This window comes from Paenibacillus sp. FSL P2-0173 (assembly GCF_038008045.1).
Lineage (GTDB): Bacteria > Bacillota > Bacilli > Paenibacillales > Paenibacillaceae > Paenibacillus > Paenibacillus polymyxa_B.
Window position 1 is genome coordinate 1222612 of sequence record NZ_JBBOYK010000002.1, and the last position, 15236, is coordinate 1237847.

The window sequence follows — 15236 nt, forward strand, 5'->3', positions numbered from 1 at the left end:
AGAGTATCCAGCAGAATGGGCAAGCAGCAATGAGTAAAGTGGGGCTTTATCCCACTTTCAGCCATTTGCTGCAAACGGATCGCTTCCTATATCTTAAAATATACATACATATTCGGAGGTTGCCATGACTAGTAAATCTGCTGCAAAAAATGAAACGGGCCAATCGCTTCCCCTCCCGGGGCCGCAAGCGAAAAGCACCGTTTTTGCGATTCTGATTGCGATCAGTTTCGTCCATCTGTTCAATGACTCGATTCAATCGGTCATTCCAGCGATCTTTCCGATCTTAAAGGAATCTATGAGCCTGAGCTACACGCAGATCGGCTGGATTTCATTCGCGATCAATTTTACAGCTTCAATCATGCAGCCCGTGATTGGCTTGTTTTCGGACAAACGACCTACGCCAGCTATTCTTCCCATCGGTATGGGCTTTACGCTGACCGGCATGCTGCTGCTCGCCTATGCTGCCGATTATAAAGCGGTGCTGATCGCAGTCATCTTTGTGGGTCTGGGCTCGGCTGCCTTTCACCCTGAAGGCTCGCGCGTATCCCATATGGCGGCAGGATCACGCCGGGGCTTAGCACAATCCATTTTTCAAGTTGGCGGCAATGCGGGCCAATCGCTGGCGCCGATGCTCACGAGCTGGATTTTTATCCCGTTGGGACAATTCGGTGCGATCTGGTTCACAGGTATTGCAGCAGCGGGAATTGTGGTGCAATCGTTCATCGCCCGCTGGTACGGTAACGTCCTGCGTACAGAAGGCATTGCACGTAAAAAAGCGGTGGCACGCCGCATGAAGCCCGAAGTGCGTAACCGCGTTATGTTTGCCATGATTGTCCTCATTCTACTGGTATTCGTCCGTTCGTGGTACTCAACCTCGGTCGGAAGCTACTATTCGTTTTACCTGATGGAAGTATTCAAAATGCCATTGGCTGATGCACAGCTCTACATTTTCCTGTTCCTCGGGGCTGGAGCGCTGGGCACCTTCTTTGGCGGTCCACTGGCGGACCGTTTTGGTAAACGCAATATGATTTTTCTGTCCATGGTATTAGCTGCACCACTCGCGCTGTTGCTGCCTTATGCCAACCAATTCTGGACGGCAATCCTGCTGGCGATTATCGGATTTATTATGCTGTCTAGCTTTTCGGTCACAGTCGTATATGCACAGATGCTTGTGCCTGGTAAAATCGGGACCGTGTCCGGTCTCATTACGGGCCTTGCTTTTGGCCTTGGCGGTGTAGGCGCACTCGTACTCGGCAACTGGATCGACAAAGTAGGCATCACCCACATCATGTTCTTGTGTGGCTTTTTGCCACTGCTCGGCATCTTAACCTTCCTGCTTCCTACAGATAAAACCCTGAACCGCTGGGCGGAAGAAAATGGAGCCGAAGTGTAACAGGCAAACGTGTGGCGGCCATCTTGGCCGCTGCACAACTTTATAGCCAACTCACGTGTTTCCTCACGAAAAAAATATCCCCTTTTACGCCTAAGTGTTGCAATCAGTTCTCTACTTCTGCCAAACGCATCAAAATACGACGCTTCCGATACAACATTTTCCCTGCTTCTGCTACGTCACTAATAGCGCTTCGATTCGCGATGGAGCCGAACAAAATGCCCGCAATCGGGACCATTTGAAGCAGCTTTTTCCATCCAAACTGATCACGATAGGTGTTAATGACCTCTCTCCATCCCTGCATCTGGGAAAAAACCTGTGCCTGACGTGAAGGATCATCAAACAAAGCCAGCTCCTCTAAAACAGCCTTTTTACCCACAATATCAGATGAAGCAAATTGCATACATTTAATAATAAAAATGCGTTCCTGCTTATCATGGGGATTAAAGCCATAACACAAGGCTATTTCCTGAAGCACTTTGAGTGACAAGCCGAGCAAAAGAGGAATATCCGCCGCAATCGTAAACACACCCCCAATCCCCGTTGTTGCTCCCTGAGCGGTGGCAAAGGTAATGCGACCCGCCGTCATCTCGTCAGCAGTCCGATCCATGATTGTTAGCGGGAGCTCAGCCGCCTGCTTCAACTCCCACCTAGGTTCGGCACTATGTTCCGAATCAGCGTTTTCCCCGGCACGAGGCAGGTCCTGCGTATCCGACACGGAATCTGTGCCATTTCGCTGAATTACATGTTCATGGGCCGTCTTTTTCAGCCTGTTCAGAACCGTTTCTTCCTTCACCAAATATTTGCCGCCGTTCTGAATGAAACTGCCCATCTCATTAAGCAGTTGCTCTAGCTTGTCTTTAATGATTTTGGGCGTCAGCCGATCCAGCAGCATAAAAGGCCATCTGCCGATTTTTTCCCAGAAAAAAATGTCCTTCTGTTCCTTTTCCCATTTTTCAATATTCTTCAGCTCATGACGCAATACGTCCTGGCTTTCCCGATATTCTGCAAGCTGCTTCATAACCGTAGACGTCTCCTTTTGACTATGCTAGTTTATGTATGGGTAATACGTAAGCAAGGCGAGTTCAGGTTTCTTTTTTTAGCAAACTAGATGATATAGAAAGTTAAAATCCGTACAGATCGGAGTGTAATGATGAATAATGTAGAGCTTGTCCCTTACCATTGTGGGCATGATGCCATTTTACATACCTTCTACTTACCTGAGGAGCAGAAGCAGTTTACTGGAATGCCGGATGAAATGCTGACACTGGCCAAGGAAGATCCGCACCGCCATCCTGTCGTGATTACGGCTACTAGAAGACCCGTTGGATTTTTCATTTTATACGATGGGGAAGAATTAGCGGACTATACGAATACTGCTGAGGCACTGCTGCTGCGCGCGTTCTCTATTCATTACGCAGATCAGGGACAAGGATTCGCTAAAAAAGGGCTGCTTTTACTACCACAGTTCATCGCCAGACACTTCCCACATATTCGCGAGATTGTACTGGGCGTCAATGCCCGTAATCTGCCTGCCCAAAATCTGTATCGCAAATGCGGCTTTATCGATGAAGGCAACACTAAAATGGGACAACACGGCTTGCAGCATATTTTTAAAATGAGCCTATAACGTTGAGCTCATAGCCTTCGCCCAAATAAAAAAGCTTTCGGCACAAACGCCGAAAGCTTTTATCGTTAAATCTCACCAATGGAAAAACTCAATTTGTAATTACCAAACTTCGTAAGCTCATCCAGCATGGTATTTAACTCTGCCTGTGATGACATGCGCAAGCGCATCCAATAACAGCCTTCCCCACTCACCCGATGGATTTCGACAATATAGGGATGCTCCCGTGCAAAAGCCTGGAAAGCACTGTGAGTCGTTCCTGAATTCAAAAAAACCGTAATAAAGGCATGAATCGTCTGGCCAATTTTTTCAGGGTTCCAGCGCAGCGTATAGCCCTCGATAATGCCCGCATCCTGCATTTTTCGAACACGTGCCCCTACGGCTTGGCCTGTCAAATGAACAAGCTGGCCGATCTCCTTGTTCGATAAAGAGCTGTCTTCAATTAAATGATGAAGAATGCGCAGATCGGTGTCATCAGGTACGAATAGTTCCATAGTTATTTTTCCTTTCATGATGAAACGAGTATGTTGGTTTTCCTTTCAGCAGGCTGTAGCCTGTAGCTCCTTGCGTCAGATATGATTGTAACAGAAACAAAGAACCACCGAAAATATACTCGGTCCAAAAACATTCACTACCAAAGGAGCTTCCATATATGAAAATCACACTAATCCGCAACGCAACCTTATGGTTGGAATACGCTGGAGTAAAATTTCTGATTGATCCGATGTTAAGCGATGCTGGCGCAAATCCGCCAGTTCCCAATACGGAAAATGCCCGCCGTAATCCGCTGGTTCCCTTGCCGCCGCAATGGCAGGCACTCGGACAGCCTGACGTTGTGATCGTCACACATTTACATCCGGATCATTGGGACCCGGCAGCAGTACGCTGGTTGGACAAACAAATTCCCGTCTTCTGCCAGCCCGGAAATGAAGAACAGATCGCTGCTGACGGTTTTACACAGGTTACTCCGATTTGGGTAGCTGGTTCTGTGGGAGAAATTGAGATTATCCGTACAGCCGGGCATCACGGCACCGGAGAAATCGGGGAACAGATGGGACCCGTATCCGGCTTTGTGTTTCAGGCTCCAGGTGAACCTGTCGTCTATTTGGCTGGGGATACGATCTGGTGCAGTGAAGTCGCGGAAACACTGGATAAATACCGTCCTGAGTGGACAATTGTGAACGCTGGAGGAGCACGGTTTACGGTAGGTGATCCTATTATTATGACTGCCCAAGATGTAACAGCTGTTGCACAGCATGCCTCTTATACACAAATCGTGGCTGTCCACATGGAGGCAATCAACCATTGTCTACTAACTCGCTCTGAGCTTACAGAACATATCAACCGTGAAGGTTTGGAGGGACGCGTCCATATTCCGGCAGATGGAGCGACGGTTTCAGGATAATATGTGTGCTGGCTTCGGATGATGGTTCCTACATTCCAGGCCTAACAAACAAGACACCTCCAGCATCCACATTTTAAGTGGGACTGGAGGTGTCTTGTTTTACGATATCGAATCTGAGCTTAAGCTGATCTTTTGTTTTTGTTGTAAATATCGAAGGCAACCGCCAGCAGCAGCACCAAGCCCTTAATGCCTTGCTGCCAGTCAATACCCAGACCGATCAGAGACATTCCGTTATTCAGTACACCCATGACCAAACCACCGATAATGGCTCCAAAAACGGTTCCGATCCCGCCGGATGCCGAAGCACCGCCGATAAAGCAAGCCGCGATGGCATCCAGCTCAAAGTTCGTACCTGCTCTCGGCGTAGCCGCATTCAGACGTGCAGCAAAGATCAGACCGGAAATGGCGGCCAGCACGCCCATGTTGACGAATACCCAGAACGTTACTTTTTTCGTTTTGACACCGGACAGACCCGCTGCCTTTTCATTTCCACCCAACGCATACACATGACGGCCCATAATCGTGCGGTTCATGACGAAGGAGTATACAACGATCAGTATGAACAGCAGCACGAGAATGTTAGGTATCCCCGCGTAGCTCGCGAGCATGAAGGTGAACAGATTGATAACCGCAGCTACCACAATCAACTTGAGTACAAATAAAGTCTGTGACGGAACCTCGAATCCATATTTAAGCTGAGAACGGCGTTCGCGAAGTTCGTTCACGATAAACCATACCGTGAGTGCAATACCGACAATGATGGATACCAGGTTATACCCGGTAGATGAAAAATCCGGCAGGAAGCCTGAACTGATTTTCTGGAATCCCCCTGGAAATGGAGAGATAGATTGGCCTTCCAGCACGATCATTGTCAATCCGCGAAAGAGCAGCATTCCCGCCAATGTAACGATAAATGCCGGAATCCGTACATAAGCGACCCAGAACCCTTGCCATGCGCCGATTAACGCCCCGACCAGCAAAGATGCAATCACAGCGATCCATGCTGGAAGCTGCCAGTCGACCATCATTATGGCGGCAACCGCACCGACAAAAGCGGCTATGGAGCCGACGGACAGATCAATATGTCCAGTGATGATGACCAGCACCATCCCGATAGCCAGCACGAGAATATAGCTGTTTTGCAGAATCAGATTTGTAATATTAATCGGCTTCAACAGCAGGCCGCCTGTCAGTACCTCGAACAAAATCATAATGACGACCAGCGCAATCATCATGCCATATTGGCGGATGTTATTTTTAAATAGTTTAGTTATGGTTTCCATGCTTCACGCCTCCTGACTTGGTCATATATCTCATCAACGTTTCCTGCGACGCGTCCTCACGGCTAACCTCTCCAGTGATCCGCCCAGCATTCATGACATAAATCCGGTCACACAAGCCTAGTACCTCTGGTAGCTCGGACGAAATGACCAGCACTCCCTTGCCTTCAGCGGCAAGTCGATGAATAATCGTATAAATTTCATATTTGGCGCCCACATCAATGCCGCGTGTCGGCTCATCCAGAATCAGAATATCCGGCCCGGCAAAAATCCATTTGCTCAGCACCACCTTCTGCTGATTGCCGCCACTCAGATTACCCGTTTTCTGTAAAATGCTCGGCGCTTTGATGTTCATGCTTTTTTTCATTTCCTCTGCAATAACGACTTCCTCCTGCTCATTGACGACAGCGCCCTTCGTCAGCTTGTTCAGGCCAGTCAGCGAAATATTACGCTTGATGTCATCCATCAGAATGAGGCCATACTCCTTGCGATCCTCTGTCACATAGGCAAAGCCGTTGTTGATCGCGTCCGTAACCGTGTTGTTCTGGATCGGCTTGCCGTCTTTAATCAGCTGACCGGAAATGTTGCGTCCATACGACTTGCCAAAAATGCTCATCGCCAGCTCGGTCCGTCCCGCTCCCATCAGCCCGGCAATACCAACAATCTCACCGCGACGGATGTTCAAATTCACCTGATCCAGCACCTTGCGGTCTGCATGGTGCTCGTGATACACCGTCCAATCCTTCACTTCCAAAACGACTTTGCCAATCTCGGCATGACGCTCTGGATAACGGCTGGTCAGATCACGTCCAACCATCCCGCTAATGATCCGATCCTCCGTGACCTCATCCTTTTTCATATCCAGTGTCTCAATCGTCTTCCCATCCCGCAAAATCGTAATCGAATCCGACACCTTTGCGACTTCATTCAGCTTGTGGGAGATGAGAATGCAGGAAATGCCCTGCTTTTTAAATTCCAGCATCAAATTAAGCAGATTTTCACTATCATCCTCATTCAACGCCGCTGTCGGTTCATCGAGAATAAGCAGCTTCACCTTTTTAGAGAGCGCTTTCGCAATTTCAACTAGTTGTTGCTTCCCGACCCCGATGTTCGTAACTAATGTATTGGGATTTTCACTCAAACCGACCTTAGACAGCAGCTCGCGTGTCCCTACAAAAGTCTCTTTCCAATCAATCACGCCGCCACTGGCGCGTTCGTTGCCCAGATAAATATTTTCTGCAATCGAGAGATACGGGATCAGTGCCAGCTCCTGATGGATAATGACAATGCCCAATTCCTCGCTCTGCTTGATATCCTTGAACTCACACGTTTTGCCCTGGAAAACAATATCCCCTTCATAGGTTCCATGCGGATATACACCGCTTAGTACCTTCATCAGCGTCGATTTGCCTGCACCGTTCTCACCGCACAGGGAATGGATTTCGCCTTCCTTGACCTTGAGATTTACATTTTCCAATGCCTTCACGCCGGGAAAGGTTTTGGTAATTCCCTTCATTTCCAAAATGATTCCAGTCATGGGATACGCTCCTTTCGGTTGGATTCTTACTCTTATTTCAGTCCGATTTGCTCCTTGGTGTAATAGTGACTGCCGACAATATCCTTTTCCACATTCGTCCGATCCACCGAGATTGGATCAAGTAAGTAAGCAGGAATGATCTTTTTACCGTTGTTATAGGATTCGGTGTCATTCACTTCCGCTTGTTTGCCCTGTAAAATGCTGTTGGCCATCACGACCGTTTGCTCAGCCAGCTTGCGAGTATCCTTAAATACAGTTTGCGTCTGCTCCCCAGCCACAATGGACTTGATGGAAGCCAGCTCCGCATCCTGCCCTGTAATGATCGGCAGCGGCTTGTTCGCTGATCCATATCCGACCCCTTTTAGGGATGAAATGATACCGATACTGATTCCGTCATAAGGGGATAGTACCGCGTCCAGATTAGCCCCCGAATAGTACGCACTCAGCAGGTTATCCATTCTCGACTGGGCCAATGCTCCGTCCCACCGCAGTGTAGCGATCTGCGCCATCGTCATCTGCTTGCTGCGCACGACCAGTTTGCCGGAATCGATGTATGGTTTAAGTACAGACATCGCACCATTAAAGAAGAAATAGGCGTTATTGTCATCCGGTGAACCACCGAACAGCTCGATATTGAAAGGGCCTTTGCCTTCCTTGAGTCCCAGCTTTTTCTCAATATATGCCGCCTGTAGCACGCCCACCTTAAAGTTATCGAAGGTCGCATAATACGTCAGATACGGTGTGTTGCGAATCAGCCGGTCGTAAGAAATGACCTGAATGCCTCGGTCGTGTGCCTTCTGAATCACATCCGTCAGCGTGTTTCCGTCGACCGAAGCGATCACCATAACATTGACACCCTTGGTGATCATATTTTCGATTTGGGAGATTTGGTTTTCCACCACGTCCTCGGCGTACTGTAAATCCGTTTTATAGCCTTGCTCCTGAAACAACCGGACCATATTTTCTCCGTCCCCTACCCAACGCTCGGACGATTTGGTCGGCATGGAAATGCCTACGTAGCCTTTTTCCTTGCTGCCCGTTCCACTCTCCGCCAAATTACAGGCCGAAAGCATCAGGGCCAAAACCAGAAGCCATACGACAACAGCTCCTTTTTTCATATGAAGTTCCCCTTTCCTCATGTGATGCGGGTCAATTTGAAGGTAAGTGCTGATTAGAGTCGAAATGAGATAGCGCTTACATAAGTGAGGCAATGAGCACCTCTCCTTTTTTTATGTGCAAACACATGGTATCATTCCAGGCCGGGAAAGGTCTTTGCAGGTTTTGAACTTTTTTTATAAAATTTTAACCTTTGTGTGGGGGGAGGGGGAAGTTGGAGGAGATAACATGAAACTCGTTGACTAAATAGTCATATGGCTTGTAAATAAATTAAAATAACTTCCACTTTATAATTTTCCGCTATACTGGGTGCTTAAAAAGAGACAAAAAAAAGGCAGCTCCAGTTATCAAGCTCCCTTTTTGAATGTGCTTATCTTAAAAGTATTTTAGTTAACTTTTACCTTCATCGACATCAATTAAAAACACTCGCTCCTGGAATCCGCCCCGTGCCTCGGCTTTGTCTGCCCGCAGCTTGTCCAGCTCTTCTGCATTCGCCCCATATTCTTCTGCCAACGCTCGGATGACTTCCAGCATATCCGCCAGCTCTTCCAGCGCATCCTGATCTTTGTCCGCTTCAAAATATTCCTCAGCCTCTTCACGAAGCTTGGTTCTCAGCTCCTGCTTATATTCCTCTGGGTCCAAAATGCGTGTCCGACACTCCTTGCCTTGAGACATAATGATATGCGGAATCCGATCTCGTACCAGCTTGTTGTATGTAGGCATATGAAATACACCCTTTCTGTTATAGAACTTTAAGTCGTAATCCAACATCTTCCTTTTCGTCATTATATATCATTGGCTCAAAAAGCATCGGGGATTATTGATAAAAGATCTAACGACTCATTAAATGGATTTTCTTTATAAATAGATGGATACCGCTTAGACGGATCAGCTACGATCCGCTGTGACAGAGTCCCTAGAATAGAGTCCGTTTTATAAAGCAACTTGTCTACTTCCCCCAGCTTCATCGGCTCTTTAGATACATCATCTTCTCCCGAAACCAGATAATGTACCGTACCGATAAACAGCACCATATCTAAATTAGGCTCAGCATCTGTGTGAATTAAAGGGAACAGGTCAGTCACGGATAAACGGATATACAATGGAATGATTTGATTTCGATGAACATAAATGGCCTTAGCCATAGAAAACATCGCTTGATCACAAAGAATGAGGCAGTTGTGAAACTGATTATGGTCGCGCATCATCTGTGCAAGCTTGATCTGGTATTCGGCAAGCTTTTGAAAATCCATCATGCAATTGAATATGTAGGTGTCGCTGTACTTAGGCAATTTGAAATCGGAATCACTATGTAGGGGACTTAAGGAGTAATGTTTCAAGGGGAATCAACTCCTGAATTAAAATTTCATAAACGAGGATTTTGCAAAAATCCCATAAGCGACTTCCAATGAACAAGATATAGATGGAAATAGTTTAGTTCGTCTATATCCTTGCACTTCGGAGCGACTGGTATCGAATTTTGCAAAATCCTGAAACAAATGTGAGCAACATAGCACAATTATGTAACCATCAAGATGTATAATTTTCTAGCTACGGGACAAGCTTCATAATAAATATTACTATATAGTAGTTTTTAATTCAATTTACTTACTAACACTTATTAATTAGATGTAACTCTTTCTCTACACTTCTAACTAGAGGATTTTGCAAAATCCAATAAGCGACTTCCAATTAATAATATATAGATTGAGATGATCTCGTTCGTCTATATATTACATTTTGGAGCGATTGGAATCGAATTTTGTGAAATTCTTACTATAGAGAGGTGTAATCATGTCAGAACTTTTAGAATTAGTCGGTACACGTATTCGAGATATCCGAAAGTCTAAAGGGCTTTCCCAAGAAGCTTTAGCCGAAAAAGCAGGATTCAATTCGAGTTATATTGGTTTCATTGAGCGAGCGGAGAGAAATATATCTTTGAAAAATCTGGAGAAAATAGCGAAGGCATTGAACGTGGGCGTCTATCAGTTGCTTACATATGTGAAGGACAATGATGAGCTTACCGAAGAAGATTCGAGTATAAAAACCATTTTGACTCTCCTAAGAACTCGTGAATCCAAAGATACTGAGCTGGCATTAAAGATTCTTACGGACATCTTTATAAGAATCGATGAACGATGAAACAAAAAAGGAACTGCGCTTTGCAGTTCCCCACCAACCCCTTACGACAACGCCAACATCGCTTTCATATCTTCCTCTGCGGTAGTAATTAGTTTCAAGCCAAACATCTCCACCAGTACATCCAGTACGCCAGAAGAAATGAACTCAGGCGGCTTCGGCCCAATGCGAATATCTTGGATGCCAAGGCTGAACAAGCCCAGCAGGATGGCGACCGCTTTTTGCTCAAACCAGGACAGAACAATGCTGACAGGCAGTTCGTTCACCGTACAGCCGAAAGCATCCGCTAATGCCAGAGCGATTTTAACAGTAGAACCGGAATTGTTGCATTGCCCCAAATCAATATAACGCGGAATGCCGGTATCTCCAACGGTGCCATAATCCACGTCATTAAAACGGAATTTACCACAGGACGTGGTCAGAATGACTGTATCATTCGGCAAGGATGTAGCCAGCTCGCGATAATAGTTGCCGCCTTTGCCCGGTGCGTCGCAGCCTGCAATGACGAAGAAACGACGGATATGCCCGTCTTTAACTGCCTGAATAATCTCAGGAGCCAGCCCGATAACCGTCTCATGATGATATCCCGTTGTAAGCACCTGCTCAGACTCTACATCTGCGGCTGGCAGTGCTAAAGCACGCTCGATCAATGGAGAGAAATCGTCGTCCATGATCTTGGCTACTCCCTCCAGCCCGGCTACTTCATAAGAGAAGAAGCGGTCTGCATACGTGCCTTTAATCGGCATAACACAGTTCGTCGTAGCCAGAATGGCGCCCGGGAACTCTTCGAACAGTCTGCGTTGATCGTACCAGGCTTTACCGATATTCCCTTTGAGATGTGCATATTTCTTCAATGCCGGATAACCGTGGGCAGGCAGCATTTCTGAGTGGGTATAGATGTTGATGCCTTTACCCTCTGTCTGCCGCAGCAATTCCTCCAGCGCATACAAATTATGTCCGGTCACGACGATGCATTGGCCTTCGATTTTATTTTGGCTGACCGTAATCGGCTGCGGAATGCCAAAACGATCCGTATGCGCACGATCCAGCACATCCATGATCCGTACAGCCGCATTTCCGACCTTCATCGCCATTTCCAAATGCTCTTGTACATTAAAGTTAGAATTGGTTAAGGTCATATATAACGCTTCATGCGTGATCCGATCTACCTCAGGATCGCTATATCCCAACTGGCGAGCATGTGTCGCATAGGCAGCAATCCCTTTTAATGCAAAAATCATCGTATCCTGCAAGCTTGCTATCGTCTCATCCTTCCCGCACACCCCAACTACTTTACACCCGCCACTCGGCGTCTGTTCACACTGATAACAAAACATATCGTTTTCCTCCAAATATTGATAGATATTTGTTCGTTATCCCCAGCGTAACAAACCCCTGAATACATAGGTGTGATTACACACACATTTTTTCTTACAGTTCATGATGAAATAGTGTGGGACTCATCTCCCATTCCAATCCTTCCTACTCTACCGTGCTTTCTTGAATTCCACCGCCTTTACGGTACTGCACAGGGGACACGCCCATAGTCTTTTTAAAAGCGGTGCTAAAATAGTGCTGACTGTCGTAACCCGTACGTTCTGCTATATCATAGATAGACAACGTCGTGGAATCCAGCAGCTGCACCGCTTTACGGATACGAGCACGCGTGACGAGGGTCACGAAGCTGTCGTTGAGCTCTTTTTTGAGCACACGGCTGAGATATACGGCGGATACTTGTAGACGCGAAGCAAGGGCTTCCAACGTCAGCTCCCGATCGGCGTAACCTTCCTGAATGAGCTGCCGAGCCCGACGTACGATGGGAGACAGCTGCGATTCGCCATACACTCGATCCCGACTCACCCGGTACGCGTCAATTGCGCCTTCCAGTCCACCCGCGTTGGACTCCACATGCGTATGAACCGCTATATTCAGGTAGCGTCCAATCGCCTGCTCCATGGAAGCGCCTATCGTCTCGGGTGCCTCCTGCCATAGGCATATGCCGATCAGTCCGTTCGCATCGCGGAACAACACATGCGGGCAGTCCTCCAGCAGTTCGCCAATAATATTTTCAGCGGCAAAAAGAAATAGCTGGCGGTCATTCTCGCGCATAATCGTCTGCCGGGCCTCTGCCGCAGGCCACCGTACGACACCGATCTGAGCAGGCGGCCGCGATGGAAGCCGTAAAAACGCCAACTGCTCCATGACGTCTTTTCCCGTGTGTTGCCCTTCCAGCCATTCCAGGCAAAACCGCTGGCGCAGCAGCGGAATATTCCGTTCAATCTGTCCGGCGGCTTGTTCTACATAGGCAGCACGCTTGTACTCTTCGTCCATTCGCTGACGAAGCCGCAACAACGCAGCATGAAGCTGATCCGCATCTACCGGCTTCAAAATATAATCCTCTACGCCAAGTCGGACAGCCTCCTGCGCATAAGCAAACTCATCATGCCCAGAAATGATCAGACAGCGGCACTCCGGACGTTCTTCCCGCAGCCGCCGAATCAGTTCAATGCCGTCCATGAACGGCATATTCATATCGACCAGCACGATGTCGATATGAAGCTGACCCACCAGCTCCAGCGCTTCTTCTCCGTCCTCCGCCTCTGCTGCCACCTCCATGCCCAGAGCCGCCCAGTCTATGCAATCTCGTATCCCCTCTCGGATGATCGGCTCATCATCTGCGATCAATACTTGATAACGTTTTGCCGTCCCTATGGTCACTTCCGTTATGGCCTGGTCAATCAGACTATCCGTTGTCGAGTTGTCTGTGGCCTGTGATTTCGTCATCCTGACCCTCTCCTTTTTCATAAGGCTTCTTCAGTTGCGCCATATCCAGCAGCAATGGTTGAGTGATCGTAACGCAGGTACCTGTCCCTTCTTTGCTCTCCAGTACAATTCCATATTCCTCGCCAAAAGACAACCGGATACGCGCTTGTACATTCAGCATGCCATAGCTTCTGCCATGGGTACTAACTCCCTTTTGCTTCTGCTTTCCTTCCATCGCCTCCAGGGGTATTTCCAGCCATTCACGCAGTTCACGCAGCCGGTCCGCCGTCATCCCTGCGCCATCGTCACGTACCGTCAGCAGCAGCTTGTCGCCCTCGGCTTTAGCTTCTATCCAAATCGTGCCTGGGCCTCGTCTGGCCTTGATGCCGTGATAAATCGCATTTTCCACTACAGGCTGAAGCATTAACTTCAACACGAACAGATCCTTTAGCTCGTCGGGTACATTCAATTCCCAGCGAAGTCGGTCACGATAGCGGGTTTGCTGGATTTGCATATAGCTCGATATGTGCTCAATCTCGGAGCGCAGCGGAATAAAGTCATCCCCCTTGCTCAGCCCTAGACGGAACAATCTCGATAGCGCCCCCACCATGTCGGACACGTCGTCTGCTCCATTTTTTCGAGCCATCCAGTGAATGGTATCTAGCGTATTGTATAAAAAATGCGGCTTAATATGCTCCTGAAGGCTGCGCAGCTCGGCATCCCGCTTTTGCCGTTCCCTCAGTTCGCTAAGTGACATGAGACGGCGAATTTGCTCCAGCATCCGGTTAAAACTCCGCCCCAGCATCCCAACTTCATCCCCACGGTCACTCCATTGGCGAACTGTAAGATCTCCTGTCTCTGCTGCCCGCATATAGGACATCAGCCGGAAAATCGGCTGCGCAATGGAACTCGACAATCGCAAGGATGCCGTTAAGCCAAATAGACATACAATAAAAACAAAACAGACGACATAGAACTTAATTTGCCGAACTTCCAGTGTAGATTCGCGTGCCGGGAATACCCCCACTGTTCTCCAGCCCGTGAATTCGGAAGCCCTGAACATGAACAGCAATTCTCTGCCCCCAGCTTCACGGGTAAACATCCCGCTGTCACCTGCCCCGAACCATTGCGACGGAATGCGCTCAATCAAAGGCATATCCGGCCTGTACACGCTGCGCCCCTCAGCATCTGTCACCATTAAATACCCGCTTTTGCCCAAGGTTACATCTCTGGCAGCCTGCGACACAGCCCGCAGCTTGAGGTCAATCATAATCACGCCTAACACATGTCCGGTTTCCGAATCCGTAACCGAACGGACGACGGAGACAATTTCACTGTCCTTGTACCGGACATGAGTCGTTACATTACGGTGGCTCGGCTGTCCTAGCACAGTGAATATGCCTGCATGCTGCGCCGCCTGTCGGTACCAGCCTTCTTCCGTCAGGCTACGCGTGCTTCGAGCATACATTTCATTGCTGATATAGTCGCCTTTTTCGTTTACGATCAGAATCCCTGCAATCTCAGGATATAACGTAGTATATCCCTGCAAAAATTGCTTCATTTCATATAGCGTATCCTGCTCCTGTACAGAACTTAATGCCTGCTTGGAAGTGTGAGCCTGATTTTGCACCGAGTTCTGTGTCCGCTCCCCCTGGTTTTCCGGCGTTACTATACTCGCATGACCCGCGTGGCCGTCAGCCAGCGTCTTCCCTTTCCAGAACTCCCCGATATCGGGGTTAAAAGCAATCAGATACGTCATGTTTTGCAAATTTTCCATTTTGGTGTCCAGTGCTTCGTTCACCTTGCCAATCAATTGCATCGTATGGTCTTCCACCTGCCGCTCAATAATCCGTTCCACCGTCCAATTGACCAGCAGACCTAATCCCAGCGAAGGCACAATGCCAAACAACAGGAACAGCAGCATGAGCTGAAAGCGTAAAGGCATATTGCGCAAGCGTAAGCGAGGCATCGTTTGGTGC

General features: G+C 48.1%; 14 protein-coding genes. 4 read left to right on the plus strand and 10 right to left on the minus strand.

Features of this window, described 5'->3' with window-relative positions; translation table 11 throughout:
- Positions 1 to 124: 124 nt before the first annotated feature.
- Positions 125 to 1393, plus strand: a complete 1269-nt coding sequence (locus tag MKX30_RS15770) for an MFS transporter (RefSeq protein ID WP_071559076.1) — start codon at positions 125 to 127, stop codon at positions 1391 to 1393.
- Between the two features lie 103 nt (positions 1394 to 1496).
- Here MKX30_RS15770 and MKX30_RS15775 read toward each other — a convergent pair whose 3' ends face one another.
- Positions 1497 to 2411, minus strand: coding sequence for an EcsC family protein (locus tag MKX30_RS15775; RefSeq protein ID WP_341062977.1), 915 nt, complete (start codon positions 2409 to 2411; stop codon positions 1497 to 1499).
- A gap of 132 nt (positions 2412 to 2543) precedes the next feature.
- Here MKX30_RS15775 and MKX30_RS15780 point away from each other — a divergent pair, with 132 nt between their 5' ends.
- On the plus strand, positions 2544 to 3020 hold the full coding sequence (locus MKX30_RS15780) for a GNAT family N-acetyltransferase (RefSeq protein WP_048481495.1): 477 nt from the start codon (positions 2544 to 2546) through the stop codon (positions 3018 to 3020).
- A 65-nt stretch (positions 3021 to 3085) separates the two neighbouring features.
- Here the strand turns inward: MKX30_RS15780 and MKX30_RS15785 are convergent, their stop codons facing one another.
- The gene (locus tag MKX30_RS15785) at positions 3086 to 3511 is read right to left on the minus strand and encodes an Lrp/AsnC family transcriptional regulator (RefSeq protein ID WP_023987353.1); all 426 of its coding nucleotides are present in this window, start codon (positions 3509 to 3511) and stop codon (positions 3086 to 3088) included.
- A 158-nt stretch (positions 3512 to 3669) separates the two neighbouring features.
- On the opposite strand from MKX30_RS15785, the gene MKX30_RS15790 reads away from it, so the two are divergent.
- Positions 3670 to 4422: an MBL fold metallo-hydrolase gene (locus tag MKX30_RS15790; protein WP_076264424.1), complete on the plus strand. Its 753-nt coding sequence runs from the start codon at positions 3670 to 3672 to the stop codon at positions 4420 to 4422.
- A gap of 119 nt (positions 4423 to 4541) precedes the next feature.
- Here the strand turns inward: MKX30_RS15790 and mmsB are convergent, their stop codons facing one another.
- From mmsB to MKX30_RS15815, 5 genes are all read right to left on the minus strand, one after another.
- Positions 4542 to 5705, minus strand: coding sequence for a multiple monosaccharide ABC transporter permease (mmsB, locus tag MKX30_RS15795; protein WP_023987351.1), 1164 nt, complete (start codon positions 5703 to 5705; stop codon positions 4542 to 4544).
- Positions 5689 to 7239: a multiple monosaccharide ABC transporter ATP-binding protein gene (gene mmsA / locus MKX30_RS15800; RefSeq protein WP_209941190.1), complete on the minus strand. Its 1551-nt coding sequence runs from the start codon at positions 7237 to 7239 to the stop codon at positions 5689 to 5691. Before mmsA ends, mmsB begins: the two co-directional genes overlap by 17 nt.
- A 32-nt stretch (positions 7240 to 7271) precedes the next feature.
- Positions 7272 to 8357: a multiple monosaccharide ABC transporter substrate-binding protein gene (chvE, locus tag MKX30_RS15805; protein WP_061831190.1), complete on the minus strand. Its 1086-nt coding sequence runs from the start codon at positions 8355 to 8357 to the stop codon at positions 7272 to 7274.
- A 388-nt stretch (positions 8358 to 8745) separates the two neighbouring features.
- Complete coding sequence (locus MKX30_RS15810; protein WP_069081246.1) at positions 8746 to 9078, minus strand: nucleoside triphosphate pyrophosphohydrolase; 333 nt, start codon at positions 9076 to 9078, stop codon at positions 8746 to 8748.
- 77 nt (positions 9079 to 9155) lie between these two features.
- On the minus strand, positions 9156 to 9695 hold the full coding sequence (locus tag MKX30_RS15815) for a hypothetical protein (RefSeq protein WP_341062978.1): 540 nt from the start codon (positions 9693 to 9695) through the stop codon (positions 9156 to 9158).
- Between the two features lie 454 nt (positions 9696 to 10149).
- Between MKX30_RS15815 and MKX30_RS15820 the strand changes: the two genes are divergently transcribed.
- On the plus strand, positions 10150 to 10497 hold the full coding sequence (locus MKX30_RS15820) for a helix-turn-helix domain-containing protein (RefSeq protein ID WP_023987345.1): 348 nt from the start codon (positions 10150 to 10152) through the stop codon (positions 10495 to 10497).
- 41 nt (positions 10498 to 10538) lie between these two features.
- Here the strand turns inward: MKX30_RS15820 and hcp are convergent, their stop codons facing one another.
- From hcp to MKX30_RS15835, 3 genes are all read right to left on the minus strand, one after another.
- Positions 10539 to 11831, minus strand: a complete 1293-nt coding sequence (gene hcp, locus MKX30_RS15825) for a hydroxylamine reductase (protein WP_076264432.1) — start codon at positions 11829 to 11831, stop codon at positions 10539 to 10541.
- 145 nt (positions 11832 to 11976) lie between these two features.
- Positions 11977 to 13278, minus strand: coding sequence for a response regulator (locus MKX30_RS15830; protein ID WP_071559085.1), 1302 nt, complete (start codon positions 13276 to 13278; stop codon positions 11977 to 11979).
- A complete protein-coding gene (locus MKX30_RS15835) occupies positions 13238 to 15226 on the minus strand; it encodes a cache domain-containing sensor histidine kinase (protein WP_341062979.1) in 1989 nt (662 codons plus the stop codon). The genes MKX30_RS15830 and MKX30_RS15835 overlap by 41 nt, the downstream gene beginning before the upstream one ends.
- Positions 15227 to 15236: the final 10 nt, after the last annotated feature.

What these genes read in the sequence shown, in the direction of transcription:
- MKX30_RS15770 (WP_071559076.1), top strand. Translation starts at nt 125, where the DNA reads ATGACTAGTAAATCTGCTGCAAAAAATGAAACGGGCCAATCGCTTCCC.
- MKX30_RS15775 (WP_341062977.1), bottom strand. Translation starts at nt 2,411, where the DNA reads ATGAAGCAGCTTGCAGAATATCGGGAAAGCCAGGACGTATTGCGTCAT.
- MKX30_RS15780 (WP_048481495.1), top strand. Translation starts at nt 2,544, where the DNA reads ATGAATAATGTAGAGCTTGTCCCTTACCATTGTGGGCATGATGCCATT.
- MKX30_RS15785 (WP_023987353.1), bottom strand. Translation starts at nt 3,511, where the DNA reads ATGGAACTATTCGTACCTGATGACACCGATCTGCGCATTCTTCATCAT.
- MKX30_RS15790 (WP_076264424.1), top strand. Translation starts at nt 3,670, where the DNA reads ATGAAAATCACACTAATCCGCAACGCAACCTTATGGTTGGAATACGCT.
- mmsB (WP_023987351.1), bottom strand. Translation starts at nt 5,705, where the DNA reads ATGGAAACCATAACTAAACTATTTAAAAATAACATCCGCCAATATGGC.
- mmsA (WP_209941190.1), bottom strand. Translation starts at nt 7,239, where the DNA reads ATGACTGGAATCATTTTGGAAATGAAGGGAATTACCAAAACCTTTCCC.
- chvE (WP_061831190.1), bottom strand. Translation starts at nt 8,357, where the DNA reads ATGAAAAAAGGAGCTGTTGTCGTATGGCTTCTGGTTTTGGCCCTGATG.
- MKX30_RS15810 (WP_069081246.1), bottom strand. Translation starts at nt 9,078, where the DNA reads ATGCCTACATACAACAAGCTGGTACGAGATCGGATTCCGCATATCATT.
- MKX30_RS15820 (WP_023987345.1), top strand. Translation starts at nt 10,150, where the DNA reads ATGTCAGAACTTTTAGAATTAGTCGGTACACGTATTCGAGATATCCGA.
- hcp (WP_076264432.1), bottom strand. Translation starts at nt 11,831, where the DNA reads ATGTTTTGTTATCAGTGTGAACAGACGCCGAGTGGCGGGTGTAAAGTA.
- MKX30_RS15830 (WP_071559085.1), bottom strand. Translation starts at nt 13,278, where the DNA reads ATGACGAAATCACAGGCCACAGACAACTCGACAACGGATAGTCTGATT.
- MKX30_RS15835 (WP_341062979.1), bottom strand. Translation starts at nt 15,226, where the DNA reads ATGCCTCGCTTACGCTTGCGCAATATGCCTTTACGCTTTCAGCTCATG.